This is a genomic window from Gluconacetobacter brunescens, from assembly GCF_048695475.1.
GTDB lineage: Bacteria > Pseudomonadota > Alphaproteobacteria > Acetobacterales > Acetobacteraceae > Gluconacetobacter.
This window is the reverse complement of sequence record NZ_JBLHEN010000001.1, coordinates 617,302-630,470: the sequence shown is the minus strand read 5'-3', so window position 1 is coordinate 630,470 and position 13,169 is coordinate 617,302. Positions and strand designations below refer to the sequence as shown.

Sequence of the window (13,169 nt, the reverse complement as noted above, 5' to 3'; positions counted from 1 at the left end):
CTTTGTCGTCTCAGGTGCGGGCGGAGGATCGGGGCTTGTGTCCATGGGCGGCCGGGCCCTTGCCGAAGCTCTTGCCCGGTTTATGGGAACCGGGGCGTTTGTGGGCCGGCCGGTCGGTTTCGTCCGCGCGGGCGCGGCTGCTCTGCTGGCGCAGCACGTCCTCGATCCAGTCGTTCAGGCGGGCGGTGGCGTCCTCGGCGTCTTCGCTCGCGCGGTAGGCGTCGGGGAAGCGCAGCGCCAGCCAGCGCCAGGCGACCAGGCGCTTGTGGCGTTTTTCCGCGCGTTCCAGTTCGACGCGATCCGCGCGCTCGGCGGGGGGGAGGCGGCCGGTGCCGGGGGGGATGACCGGGCGGCCGGCGGCGTGGTCGGCCGCCCACTGGACCAGGCGCTGGATGCCATTGTCGCGGTCGTCCACCGGGCACATCGCATAGACCCAGCGCTGGGCCAGCGTCAGGCCGGTGACGCCTTCCAGCGCGGTGGCGATGGCGAAGGCCTGTTCCATGTTCGCAAGCCGGTAGTTCGGGTCGTCATGGCGCAACACGGCGCGGCGGATGCGTGACAGCACGCCGAACAGGCTCTCCGAGCCAATCTCGGCCGCCACCGCCTGGATGATGTCGGAATCGGGCTGGACCTGCGGGCGCAGGTCGGTGGGTTCGGCCGGGGGGGCGGCGAGCATGGTGCGCACGAACGCGGCACTGCCGGCGCCGGCCAGCACCGCCACGATGCCCTGTTCGTGCTTGCCGTAGCGGCCGGCGCGGCCGCCGATCTGCTTGACTTCCTGCGCGTTCAGGTCGCGGGTCTGGGTGCCGTCGAACTTGCGCAGGGCGGTGAAGATCACGCGGCGGATCGTCAGGTTCAGGCCCATGCCGATGGCGTCGGTGGCGATCAGGATATCGGCCGCGCCGTCATTGAAGCGCTGGGCCTCGGCCCGGCGGACCTCGGGGCTGAGTGCGCCATAGACCACGGCGACCTTGCGGCCGCGCGCCACCAGCAGCGCGCGCAGGTCCAGCACCTCGCGCCGCGAGAAGGCGATCAGCGCGTCATGGGGCTTGAGGTCCTTGATCTGGACCGCCTCGCTGGCGGTGACCAGCGGGCCCTTGCGCTCCAGCCGTACCTCGTCCAGCGGATCGCCGCAGAGTTCGGCGATGCGGCGGACCATCGGCACGCAGTCAGGGGCGCCCAGTACATAGAGATGCCGTGCCGGCGCGCCCATGATCGCCGCCGTCCAGGCCGCGCCGCGATCGGGGTCGGACAGCATCTGGGCTTCGTCGATGATCGCGACATCGACGGGGTTGTGCAGCGGGCACATCTCGACCGTGGCGGCGAGGTGGCGGCTGCCGGGGACGTCGATCCGCTCTTCGCCCGTTGCCAGCGATGTGGGGACGCCGCGTGCGGTCAGGGCCTCGCGGAATTCATGGGCCAGCAGGCGCAGGGGGGCCAGCGCCATGCCGCTTTCGGCGCGCGCCAGGGCTTCCAGCGCAGTGTGGGACTTGCCGCTGTTGGTCGGGCCGGTGACCAGGGTGATCCGGCGCTTCAGGGCCCGGGCGGTCTTGAAATGCGCGGCGTAGCGGTCCAGCGCCGCGACGCGGGCGATGACGGCGTTGCCGACCTTGCGGGTGCCGGCGTCGGGAACGAGGGCAGGGGTGGTGGGGGCGCCGCCGCGCCATTCCGGCAGGTGCTTGCGCAGGGCCACCAGTTCCCTGGGATCGAATTCCCAGTGTTCGGTGCCGTCCGGCTGCGGCACGCGGCGGGCCACGGGCAGGCGGTTCTCGGCAATCCAGCGCAGGGCTTCCTTGCCCGAGCACCGCAGCAGGCGCGGCACCTCGGAGAAGCCGACCAGGCTGGTTTCCCATTCCTGCAGCCGGCGTTCTTCCTCGGTGCGGCGGGCGCGGGCGGCCTGTTCGATGGCCTCCTGTTCCTGCCGCCTGATGTCGGCGTCGCGGCGCATGCCCTCGACGAAGCCCGATCGCGGGTCGAGCGCGAAGGCTTCGGCCACCGCGCGGGACAGGGTTTCGGTCTCGGTGGGCGTCAGGATACGGCCGGTGCCGTCGAACAGGTCGGCACGGATGGTTTCCACCGCCGCCTCTGGCGTGGGGGCGCTGGCGCGCAGGCGGGCGCGGATGATGACCGAGAGCGCATCGAGCAGCCGGGCGTCATCGGGTTCCGGGTCGTCGATCGTGGCGGCGGCGGCTTCGGTATCGGCGCGCGTGACCCAGACCTGGCCCGCGCGGCGGGTGAGGTCCATCAGGCGCGAGCCCCACGGCTTGCGGCGTACGGTACACAGCGCCGCGCGGAAAGTTGCATCGTCGACGCGGTCCTGCCCCGGTGTCAGGGCGCGGGCGATCGTGCGTTCCAGCTTGGGCAGTTCGCGGGTTTCGACCGTCAGGCCGGTTTCGGCGATGGCGGCGGCGACGGCGCTGACGGCGGGGGAATTGGATGTCATATCCGGTTTGTGCGCCATCGCGCGTCATCTCACAACGGTTGTGCGTGGGGCAGATCTGCCCGTGTCTCAACCCTCCGATCGCGGTTTTGTGCTGGCATCGGGCGCGCGGGGTGCTTAAACATCTCTCCCTCTTGCACGAACGGGGCGCATGCCGCGCGTCGTGGCCTATGAGTTCCTGTCATGACGGAGAGTTCTGATCTCATGTCCGATACGTTGACCATGCCTGTTGGGACCATGCCTTCGGAGGCCGTGCCGAGCGGTCTGGAACCCGTTCCGGGTGAGGCTGGCGTGTATCATCTGGCCGAGCCGACCAAGACCTATGGCCATCTGAACGCCGAGACGGTCCTGACCGTTCATCACTGGACCGATCGCCTGTTCAGCTTCACCACCACCCGCGATGCCGCGCTGCGGTTCGAGAACGGGCAGTTCGCGATGATCGGCATCGAGGTCGAGGGCAAGCCGCTGCTGCGCGCCTATTCGATCGCCAGCGCGAATTACGAGGAACAGCTCGAATTCCTGTCCATCGCCGTGCCCGACGGCCCGCTGACCTCGCGCCTGCGGCACGTCAAGCCGGGCGACAAGGTGCTGATCGGCCGCAAGCCCACCGGCACGCTGCTGCTGGACAATCTGCGCCCCGGCCGCAACCTGTATTTCCTCTCCACGGGCACCGGGCTGGCGCCGTTCATGAGCCTGATCAAGGACCCGGCGGTCTATGAGCGGTTCGACAAGGTGATCCTGAGCCATACGGTGCGGATCTCGGGCGAACTGGCCTATGCCAACCATATCCGCCACGAACTGCCGCAGCACGAGTTCCTGGGCGAGGATGTGTCGGGCAAGCTGCTGTACTATCCGGCGGTGACGCGCGAGGCGTTCGCGGTGACCGACCGCATCACCAAGCTGATCGAGTCCGGCAAGATCTTCACCGACCTGAACATCCCGGAACTGGACCCCGAGCATGACCGCGTGATGATCTGCGGTTCGCCCGAGATGCTGGCCGATACCGAGGCGCTGCTGGAATCTCGCGGTTTCGACGAGGGCAACAACTCGAAGCCCGGTGCCTATGTGGTCGAAAAGGCGTTCGCCGAACGCTGATCGGAACCCGACATGACGTATGATTTCGACCTGTTCGTCATCGGTGCGGGGTCGGGCGGGGTGCGCTGCGCGCGCATCGCGGCCTCGCATGGTGCCCGCGTGGCCGTCGCCGAAAACCGGCATTGGGGTGGCACCTGCGTCAATCTGGGATGCGTGCCCAAGAAGCTGATGGTCCAGGCCGCCGAATATGGCGACCTGGCCCGTGACAGCCATGGGTTCGGCTGGGATTTCCCCTCCGGCCATCATGACTGGGCGGCCCTGATTGCCGCCAAGGACCATGAGATTGCGCGCCTGAACGGCATCTATGTCTCGATGCTGGAAAAATCCGGGGTGAGGCTGTTTACCGGCACTGCCCGGTTCGAGGATGCGCATACCATCGTGATCGGGCCCGGCGAGCTGGCACCCGACGCGCCGGTGCGGCGCGTGACGGCGGCGCGGATCGTGATCGCTACCGGGTCACGGCCGGACCTGCCCGCTATTCCGGGGATCGAGCATGCGATCTCCTCGGACCAGGCGTTTCATCTCGAAGCGCGGCCGAAACGGGTGTGCATGGTCGGTGGCGGTTATATCGGCGTGGAGTTCGCCGGCATCTTCCAGGGGCTTGGGTCGGAGGTCGATCTGGTCTATCGCCAGCATCTGCCGCTGCGTGGGTTTGACCATGACCTGCGTACGGCGCTGCACGAGGCGATCGCGGGCAGGGGCATCCGGCAGCATGCGGGGCGGTCGCCGGTGGCGATCCGGGCCCATGGCCGCCACTACACGGTCGAACTGGATGACGGCGCGAAGATCGAGGCCGATTGCGTGTTCTTCGCTACCGGGCGCAACCCGAATGTGGGTGCGCTGGGCCTGAACCATGCCGGTGTGTCGGTGACGGCCGGCGGGCGGATCGTCGTCGATGCCGTGGGCGAGACGAACGTGCCGGGCATCTTCGCCATCGGCGACGTGACGAACCGGCTGAACCTGACGCCGGTTGCCATTGCCGAGGGCCATAGTCTGGCCGACCGTCTGTTCGGCCACGGGCACCCGCGCGAATGGTCGCTGGAGACGACGCCCAAGGCCGTGTTCTTCTCGCCGCCGCTGGCCAGTGTCGGCCTGACCGAGAGCGAGGCCGCGCGCGACGGCAATGTCGATATCTATCTGGCGCGCTTTACGCCGATGCGCCACACGCTCAGCGGTCGCACGCGCAAGACGGTGATGAAGCTTGTGGTGGATCAGGCGAGCCAGAAGGTCGTCGGCGCGCACATGCTGGGCGACGACGCGCCGGAGATGATGCAGGGGCTGGCCATTGCCGTGACGGCGGGGCTGACCAAGCAGGATTTCGACCGCACGGTGGGTATCCATCCGACCTCGGCCGAGGAATTCGTGACCATGCGCACCCGCACGCGGGTCACGGAGCGTTCCAGCGACTGAAATACAATGGCGCGTGTTTTCGCGGATGATGCGTAAGAGGCTGTTTGAAAAGTCGCCCTGCCGAGCGAGATTGCCGCAAAGCGGCGCGCCCGGCGTGGGTTTCCGAGCATCGGAGCGGAGCGGCCTTGATGGCCGTGAGCACCGAAGCGCAGGAAACGCGCGACGGATCGTCGGCAGGGCGACTTTGCAAATTGCTTCTTAGTGCGGGGTGACCCAGCCATTGCCGGTGGCGTCGCCGAGCTGGCCCTGGCCGTAGGGGCCGCTGCTCTGATAGGCGCTGCCGAAGCGTGACAGGTCGGTGCCGGTGACCGAGTCACGATGCACGTTGGCCTCGTGGTCCGGGTCGGGGCCGTGGGTCATCTCCATCGACGGGGCGTCCTGATAGCCGGGCGGCAGGCTGCGGCGGCCTTTGACGGTCATGTCTTCGCCGTGCTGGGCCTCGACCCCTTCCTCCTGCGGAGTTTGCTGCTGCGTGTCGCCGGGAGCGGCGAGCGCGGGGATGGCAAGCAGGCAGAAGCCGGCCAGAAGCGGAAGCAGGCTGGTGTGGAATGTGGCCGGCATGGGGAATCCTTCCATTTTTATATGGGACACAGCATGTCATGTGCGCCGTGGCCCGTTAAGACCCCCCGTACCGCCTTGCGGGCTGGATGCCGGGGCCTGACGGGGCCGTCACTGGCATATGATGTCGGACTGTCCCTGTATCAGCCGGGTCTAGCCGATTGCGGCGGATCGTTGCACGCCCGAAAAACATGGCTGGCAGGCAGGGAAAGCGATGCATCGGCCATGCGGGCGTACGAATATATCGCCCGGTGCCTGCGCGGCGACGATCCTCTTTGCGTTGAGAGGCGATTTTCGACATAAAGGCTCCCCCTTTGCAAGGCCGGCCATCGGGGCTCGGGCTGGGGAAGATGGCGGCGCGCATCGCTGGGATGTCGCGACCGGACGATCAGAGGAATTTTAGGAACCGACCATGAGTGCGACGCACAGCCACGACAAATCTTCCCGGCAGGCCTGGACGCCGGAAAGCTGGCGGTCGTTTCCCATCCGTCAGGTTCCCGCCTATCCCGACGCGACCGCCCTGCAGGCGGTCGAGGACCGGCTGCGCCGATATCCGCCGCTGGTCTTCGCTGGGGAGGCGCGGCGCCTGAAGGCCAGCCTGGCCGCCGCGTCGCAGGGCAAGGCCTTTGTGTTGCAGGGCGGCGCGTGCGCCGAGAGCTTCAGCGAGTTTACCGCCGATATCGTCCGCGACACGTTCCGCGTGCTGTTGCAGATGTCGGTGGTGCTGACCTTCGGCGCCAAGGTGCCGGTGGTGAAGATCGGCCGCATGGCCGGTCAGTACGCCAAGCCCCGTTCGTCGGATAGCGAGACGATTGATGGCGTGAGCCTGCCGTCCTATCGCGGCGACATCATCAACGGTGCGGCCTTCACGCCCGAGGCGCGGATTCCCGACCCGGTGCGGATGGAGACCGGCTATTTCCAGTCGGCGGGGGTGATGAACCTGCTGCGGGCGTTTGCCGGCGGCGGCTATGCCAACCTGCATGAGGTGCATCGCTGGAACCTGGGCTTCGTCGAGCGTTCGCCTCTGGCCAAGCGCTATGGCGTGCTGGCCGAGCGGATCGACGAGACGCTGGCCTTCATGGCCGCCTGTGGCGTGACCGGTGCCACCAGCCGCCAGTTGGACGAGACCGAGTTCTACACCTCGCACGAGGCGTTGCTGCTGCCTTACGAGCAGGCGCTGACGCGCATCGATTCCACCACGGGCGAATGGTACGACTGTTCGGCCCATTTCGTCTGGATCGGTGACCGGACCCGCCAGCCGGATGGCGCGCATGTCGAGTTCCTGCGCGGCGTGCGCAACCCGATTGGCATCAAGGTGGGGCCGACCACGACGATCGAGGATCTGGAGCGTCTGCTGGAGATCCTGAATCCGAAGGATGAGCCGGGCCGGATCTCGCTGATCTCGCGCATGGGGGCCGAGGGCGTGGCGCGGCATCTGCCGGCGCTGCTGCGCAAGGTCGTGGCTTCGGGGCGCACGGTCACGTGGTTGTGCGATCCGATGCACGGCAACACCATCTCGACCGTCAACAAGGTCAAGACCCGGTCGTTCGACGCGATTTTGAGCGAGATTCGCGGGTTTTTTGACGTGTTCCAGGCTGAAAACGCCCACCCTGGCGGGGTGCATGTGGAGATGACCGGGCAAAACGTGACGGAGTGCGTGGGCGGTGCCCACCGCTTGACGGAGGCCGATCTTGGTGAGCGGTATGAGACCTTCTGCGACCCGAGGCTGAATGCCGAGCAGTCGCTGGAGATGGCATTCCTGCTGGCCGAGGAACTGACGGCGCGCCTGCGTGGTGGGTCGGGCAAGAAGGGCACGGAGGCCGCGTAACGGAACAGAGCATCGGAGGGACGATGTCGGCAGTCCAGTCACCTACGGCATTCGGTCCATTTCAGGCGCTGGATGACGCGACCATCCGGGCGCGGACCGATGCCTATTTCAACCGGACACGCGACATCGTCACCCGCTTCGGCGACCGGCGGGTGACCTATGCCCTGTTCGTTCGCCGGCCGGTCCTCTCCGCGACGCGGCTGATGACCGAATGGCTGGACAATGTGGCTCATGCCAGGGGGATGACCCTGACGCATGAGGTGATGTTCCCCGAAGGTGCCTGGGTGGGGGCGGGGGAGCCGCTGGTTTATATCACCGGCTCGTTCGCGGCGCTGGCCGACCTGGAGACGCTGCTGCTGCAGAAGCTCGGGCCGCCCTGCGTGGCGGCGCTGAATGCCTACCAGATGGCGATGGCGCTGCCGAAGGTGCGCTTCCTGGCCATGGAGGCCCGGCATTGTGCCGGCTTCGAGATGCAGGAACAGATGGCCTATGCGGCCTCGGTCGGTAGCCTTGCGGCCCGGAACGAGGGGGCGCTGGGCTTTGTCGGCGGTGCCAACGATGCCACGGCGGGCTTTTTCGGCCAGTCGGCCGGGCTGGGCACCATGCCCCATGCCCTGATCGGCTATGCCGGGTCGACGCTGCGCGCCGCCGAGATGTTCCATGAAGCGTTTCCTGAATCCGACCTGGTGGTGCTGACCGACTATTTCGGGCGGGAGATCACGGACGGGCTGGCGGTCTGCCGCGCCTTTCCGGAACTGGCGGCGGCGGGACGGCTGGCGGTGCGGCTGGATACCCATGGCGGGCGGTTTCTCGAAGGGCTGGACCCCCAGACGTCCTACGCCGCGCTGGAGCGCAATACGCCGGGCACCATCCGGCGCTATCGCTCCGAGACCGAATTGCGGAATCTGGTCGGCACCGGCGTTTCGGCCGCCGCGATCTGGCGCATGCGCGAGGTGCTGGACGAAGCGGGCTTCCCCCGGGTGCGGATCATCGTCTCGTCGGGTTTCAACGTCGAAAAATGCCTGGCGATGGCCGACGCCCATGCGCCGATCGACGTTGTGGGTACCGGCTCGTTCATTCCCGATCGCTGGTCGGAAACCTATGCGACCGCCGACATCGTGTCGTATGACGGCGAACCCCGCGTGAAGATCGGCCGCGAGTTCCTGCTGCGTCGCGCGGGCGATCGGGCTGCCGTCGGCACTTGATCCCATTCTCCCGTCGGGGCATGCCCCTTCGGGCATCATCACAGGGAATTGCGCATTTGACCGATACTCCTATTTCCGATTCCACGGCGGACGAGTCGGGCTGGCGCGTCCGGATCCTGGATCTGTCCGGTGGCGCCGAGGAGGGAATCGTCGAGGAGATCGGCGGTTTCGTCGATCTGTCCCATGCCAATGCGTTTGCGCGGGCCTATGTGCGTGACAGCATCGAGCGTTGCCGCGTTCCCGGTGCCTCGCCGCGCGAGGTGCTGCAATCGTGGCTGACGTTCGGCGAGGATGCCGAAATCCAGGACGCGGGTGACGAGGCCTGGCGTTCGGCGAATGAACTGGACGATTTCACGGCCAATCCGGCCTCGCCGATGGAGCGGGACTGGCGGGCGCTCGACCCGCGCCGGCTGGTCGAGGATGACGAGGACGATATCGACGAATAACGGCCGGGCTGGCGGGCGTTCCGGCTGGTCTTTCCGGCGCGCCCGACGCATATAGGCGGCATGAAACTCCGCTTCGCGCCCAGCCCGACGGGCCTGATCCATGTCGGCAACGCCCGTCAGGCGATTGCCAACGCCCTGTATGCGCGCCGCCATGGCGCCACGTTCCAGCTCCGCATCGACGATACCGACCGCGAGCGCTCGCGCGAGGAGTATGCCGATGCGCTGCGCACCGACCTGACATGGCTCGGCATCGCTTGGGACGAGACGTTCCGCCAGTCGGATCGGCTGGACCGCTATGCGGCGGCGATCGAGACGCTGAAGGATAGCGGCCGGCTGTATCCGTGCTTCGAGAGCGAGCAGGAACTGGCCGCCAAGCGCGAGGCGCGCATCCGCATGCGCAAGCCCCCGGTCTATGACCGTGCGATGCTGCGCATGACGGCCGAGCAGCGCGCCCAGGCCGAGGCGAACGGCAAGGTGCCGTACTGGCGTTTCCGCCTGTCTGACGGGATCGTGGCGTGGGACGACCTGGTGATGGGCCGCTCGCAGGTCAAGCTGCCCTCCATTTCCGACCCTGTGCTGGTGCGGGCCGACGGCACGGTGCTGTATACGCTGGCATCGGTGGTGGACGACCTGGAAACCGGGGTGACGCATATTCTGCGTGGCGAGGACCATCTGACCAATACCGGCGTGCAGACCGACATTGCCGAGGCGCTGGGCGCCCGGCCGGGGCGCTTTACCTTTGCGCACCTGCCGCTGCTGCTGGACGAGGCGGGGGGCAAGCTGTCCAAGCGCTTCGATGGGCTGTCGTTGCGTGCCCTGCGGCAGGACGGGATCGACCCCGGTGCTGTCGTGTCCTATCTGGCTCGCCTGGGCAGTTCGGAGGATCCGGCGCCGCTGTCCTTCGAGGAACTGGCGACCACCTATGACGTCCGCCGTGTCTCGCGTTCGGCCGCGCGGTTCGACATGCGGCAGTTGATGGCGCTGAACCGCAAGGTCATGCACCAGAAGCCGTTCGCCGACATGCGCGACCTGCTGCCGGAGGGCGCGACCGAGGCGTTCTGGCTGGCCGTGCGCGGCAATGTCGACCTGCTATCGGAACTGCGCCACTGGTGGGATGTGGTCGGTGGCACGATCGTCCCGCCGGTGCAGGACGGGGAGGGCGACTATCTGCTCCAGGCGCTGTCCCTGCTGCCCGTCGATCCGTGGGATTCGGAGACCTGGAAGAACTGGACCAATGAAATTCGTGCCGCGAGCGGGCGTAGCGGCAAGGCGCTGTTCCATCCGCTGCGGGTTGCCCTGACGGGTGAGGAAAAGGGGCCGGAGATGCGGGACCTGCTGCCGCTGATGGGCCATGAACGTGTGGCGGAGCGGCTGCGTATCGCCGCGCGCTAAAGCGAAACCTACCTGCCTGGATCGTAGCCTGCAGCGTTGAAGTCGTTGGTGCACTCATCGGACGAGAATGCGTGGAGAGTGCACCGATGGTGTCCCAGAGGTTTCGACGGTACAGGTGGCAGGAAGCGCAGTTCGGCACCGGCATATTCGATGAGGCGCCGGGTGTGCCGCCCTTGGGGTTGGAGATGTTGTCCATAATGACGACGTCGTTTCATGACGAACGGAGCGATCATGCCGCGCTGAGCCAAGTTGGTGATGATGGTGGTGGTGTGCCAGCACCCATGCGCAACCTTCTGGCTGCGCATGGGGGGGCGCCATGTTGGTCTTGGCCCAGGTTTTGTCGATGAAGCCAGACGCTGGGGGTGGAGATCGACTTGTCCGTCGAACCAGGCCTGGCGCTGGGTTAGGATATCCGGTCGATCCTGTTCCGTCGCGTGCGCGGTATTTTTTTTGCACGTCAGCGTATGGCGCGCAAAGAGATGCTGCAGGAACCCGTTACCGGAACTATGGCTTCGATCCGGCAGAGTCCGGCGAAGTCCCGCGGTCGTGATGTCCGGGGTTTCGTCCAGAAAGCGACGGATCCACTCATGCTGCGCCTCGATCCGGCCGGAGCGATGGTCGCCGCCCAGCGGTCCAGGCGCGACATCACCTTGCCGCCGATCCAGCGCCCGCCATCGGCTGACGGTCGCAGAGCTGACCACAGACCGCTCCGCCGCAGCACGACGCTGGTACCGCCAGCAACTGCCGCAGCACACGAATACGAAGATCGATCGATAGGACTCGACATGGCAGCCGGCCTCCCACCCGGCCTCCATCATGAATCACAGATCTGGTACCCTGGCACACCTCGCGATTCATTCAGTTCGGAGAATGCTCTAATCATTTGTGTTTGAACTATTCGTGAGCGCTCGCGTGAATGACCAGCTCCGGATGGTAAATGTTCTGAAGACCTGATTGCTGCGTTTCACGGCACACTGATCGCGCTGTTGTGGCTTCGGCAAAGTAAGCGTGGAGGGCGTCCCGCTCTGTAGCGATGGCGTGCAATTGGGCGGTGATAGCATCGCGCTGTTGCGTGGCCTCGGCTAGGTAGCTGCGAAGGGCATCCCGTTCTTCGGCGAGGGCATCGCGCTGCTGCGTGGCCTCGCCCAGGTAGCCGCGAAGGGCGTCCCGTTCTTCGGCGAGGGCATCGCGCTGCTGCGTGGCCTCGCCCAGGTAGCCGCGAAGGGCGTCCCGCTCTTCGGCGAGGGCATCGCGTTCCGAAATAAGATTTTTCGAATTTCGAGAAAGGTCTTCACGTTTTTTTGCGCCATCAATCGCGTATTTTATAAAAATACCTCCTTTCTTGTAGCGGTCTCCCAAAATGATCTCACGAACATTTTCAGAGAACAGAGCCGTCGCTTCGGGAATGAAGTGAGTGTACCAGGGACCGTCCCACGAAACGTCATGTCCAGTCATGAGGACGTTACGTGGGACCTCATTTATAATGATATTACTATAATTTCTCTTGATATATTCATATGCTGTGTCAAGGAACGCGTTTACAGAGGAAGTATAATTTCCATCACCGAACATCTCGTTCGAATGTGATGCAACTTTATTTGTAAAATAAATTTTGTTCAGTATTATTTTGTCAAATTTTTGCGCCATATGAACAAAGTTATCGAAGTAAAATTTCCATGCATCAAAATATGCTTCATCGTTAAAGTCAAATCTCTTAATATATTTTCCGATTGCTGATTTTATTTTCTCATCATTAAAAATCGGATTATGCTTAAAAAGTATCCCCTCGACGCTCATTGGATCGATAACGTAGGAAAAGGCTTCTATTTCGTATACAGCACAAAATATGTCTCTTGTTATATCAAAAATCAAAATATCATCGTCGGCTTCTTCTAGCTCCCGGAGATGATTCTTTCGAAAATCATCTTGCCAGTAGCGCGTGAGTTCAGACGGAAAATCATGATCCATGAATGGGAGGCGCTGTGGCGCTTTCGACATGAGTGGAATTGTCGGCCTTCTCCACAGATGATCAGAATGCTTTACGGCAAAGCATTCAACCATTTTGCAAATATCATGCGTAATGCATCCTCCAAGAGACAATATGCGAACATGGCTGGGAAATTGCGAGTGTTTTCCATAGGACGAAAGAGAATTGGAAACTATTGTTGCCAATTTTCTATTTTTTGTCTCCATACGTGGCGCCTTCATTATACAATTATACGAATAAAAAGTATTTTATGCAGCAATCAGGTCAGGTTTCAATGGGATTTTGCAGAATTGGTGAGGAGTGATGAATTATCACAAAATTGTGTTGAAACCATTCCGCTGGTAAGAGCCGCGCGGAGGCCGTCCACGACATGCGCTCAGCACTTGCGTCGTCTCGACCCACCAGGCCAGGGCGAGGTGTCGAGAAACCGTGTGATCTCATCTGGTAGCCCAGTCTGTCCGTTCCGTCGCACGCGGCAAGGACGCTGCCCAGGCCATCAGACAGGTGCCGCAGGCGTCCAGCCATGATTCGGTTGCGGCCTTCGATATGATGAGTGCGCGTATGACCTGGCAGACCGCACTGGTTTATCTTGAGCACCACGCATCATGCACCGGAGATCATGGCCGTATGGCCGCTCATCGGGCCGGGGACGCTGATCTGCGCGGATGATTTCAATGTTCCACCGCTTGAGCCGGGTGGGAAGGAACGGATCGTGGACCAGTTCCTGCACAATATCCGCGTGAAGATGCCGAATTCGGGCTACCAGAAGGTCTGGCAGATATCCGGTTGAGAAAAGGGCCGTGGAAGC

10 protein-coding genes and 1 pseudogene are annotated in these 13,169 nt (G+C 64.2%); 7 read left to right on the top strand and 4 right to left on the bottom strand.

Going from position 1 to position 13,169, the window contains the following annotated elements:
• Positions 1 to 10 precede the first annotated feature (10 nt).
• On the bottom strand, positions 11 to 2,443 hold the full coding sequence (locus tag ACMAUO_RS02730; protein ID WP_420355453.1) for a helicase-related protein: 2,433 nt from the start codon (positions 2,441 to 2,443) through the stop codon (positions 11 to 13).
• A 201-nt stretch (positions 2,444 to 2,644) separates the two neighbouring features.
• Here ACMAUO_RS02730 and ACMAUO_RS02725 point away from each other — a divergent pair, with 201 nt between their 5' ends.
• Entirely contained in the window at positions 2,645 to 3,535 is an 891-nt protein-coding gene (locus ACMAUO_RS02725; RefSeq protein ID WP_420355452.1) for a ferredoxin--NADP reductase, read from the top strand.
• A 12-nt stretch (positions 3,536 to 3,547) separates the two neighbouring features.
• Positions 3,548 to 4,945, top strand: a complete 1,398-nt coding sequence (gene gorA, locus ACMAUO_RS02720; RefSeq protein WP_420355451.1) for a glutathione-disulfide reductase — start codon at positions 3,548 to 3,550, stop codon at positions 4,943 to 4,945.
• 198 nt (positions 4,946 to 5,143) lie between these two features.
• Here gorA and ACMAUO_RS02715 read toward each other — a convergent pair whose 3' ends face one another.
• Positions 5,144 to 5,506: a hypothetical protein gene (locus ACMAUO_RS02715; RefSeq protein ID WP_420357183.1), complete on the bottom strand. Its 363-nt coding sequence runs from the start codon at positions 5,504 to 5,506 to the stop codon at positions 5,144 to 5,146.
• A 409-nt stretch (positions 5,507 to 5,915) separates the two neighbouring features.
• Between ACMAUO_RS02715 and ACMAUO_RS02710 the strand changes: the two genes are divergently transcribed.
• Genes ACMAUO_RS02710 through gltX form a run of 4 tightly spaced genes read left to right on the top strand, consistent with a single transcriptional unit; the run spans position 5,916 to position 10,374 of the window.
• Complete coding sequence (locus ACMAUO_RS02710) at positions 5,916 to 7,331, top strand: class II 3-deoxy-7-phosphoheptulonate synthase (RefSeq protein WP_420355450.1); 1,416 nt, start codon at positions 5,916 to 5,918, stop codon at positions 7,329 to 7,331.
• A 23-nt stretch (positions 7,332 to 7,354) separates the two neighbouring features.
• On the top strand, positions 7,355 to 8,536 hold the full coding sequence (locus tag ACMAUO_RS02705) for a nicotinate phosphoribosyltransferase (RefSeq protein ID WP_420355449.1): 1,182 nt from the start codon (positions 7,355 to 7,357) through the stop codon (positions 8,534 to 8,536).
• Positions 8,537 to 8,592: 56 nt separating this feature from the next.
• Positions 8,593 to 8,982: a hypothetical protein gene (locus tag ACMAUO_RS02700; RefSeq protein ID WP_420355448.1), complete on the top strand. Its 390-nt coding sequence runs from the start codon at positions 8,593 to 8,595 to the stop codon at positions 8,980 to 8,982.
• 60 nt (positions 8,983 to 9,042) lie between these two features.
• Positions 9,043 to 10,374, top strand: a complete 1,332-nt coding sequence (gene gltX, locus ACMAUO_RS02695) for a glutamate--tRNA ligase (protein WP_420355447.1) — start codon at positions 9,043 to 9,045, stop codon at positions 10,372 to 10,374.
• Between the two features lie 8 nt (positions 10,375 to 10,382).
• Here gltX and ACMAUO_RS02690 read toward each other — a convergent pair.
• Together ACMAUO_RS02690 and ACMAUO_RS02685 are read right to left on the bottom strand one after the other, a co-directional pair.
• Positions 10,383 to 11,166: pseudogene (locus ACMAUO_RS02690) on the bottom strand (transposase).
• A gap of 102 nt (positions 11,167 to 11,268) precedes the next feature.
• Positions 11,269 to 12,567 carry a DUF6270 domain-containing protein gene (locus tag ACMAUO_RS02685; protein WP_420355446.1) on the bottom strand — a complete coding sequence of 433 codons (1,299 nt, stop codon included), beginning with the start codon at positions 12,565 to 12,567 and terminating at the stop codon, positions 11,269 to 11,271.
• Positions 12,568 to 12,950: 383 nt separating this feature from the next.
• Here ACMAUO_RS02685 and ACMAUO_RS02680 point away from each other — a divergent pair, with 383 nt between their 5' ends.
• Positions 12,951 to 13,151: a hypothetical protein gene (locus ACMAUO_RS02680; protein ID WP_420355445.1), complete on the top strand. Its 201-nt coding sequence runs from the start codon at positions 12,951 to 12,953 to the stop codon at positions 13,149 to 13,151.
• Positions 13,152 to 13,169 lie beyond the last annotated feature (18 nt).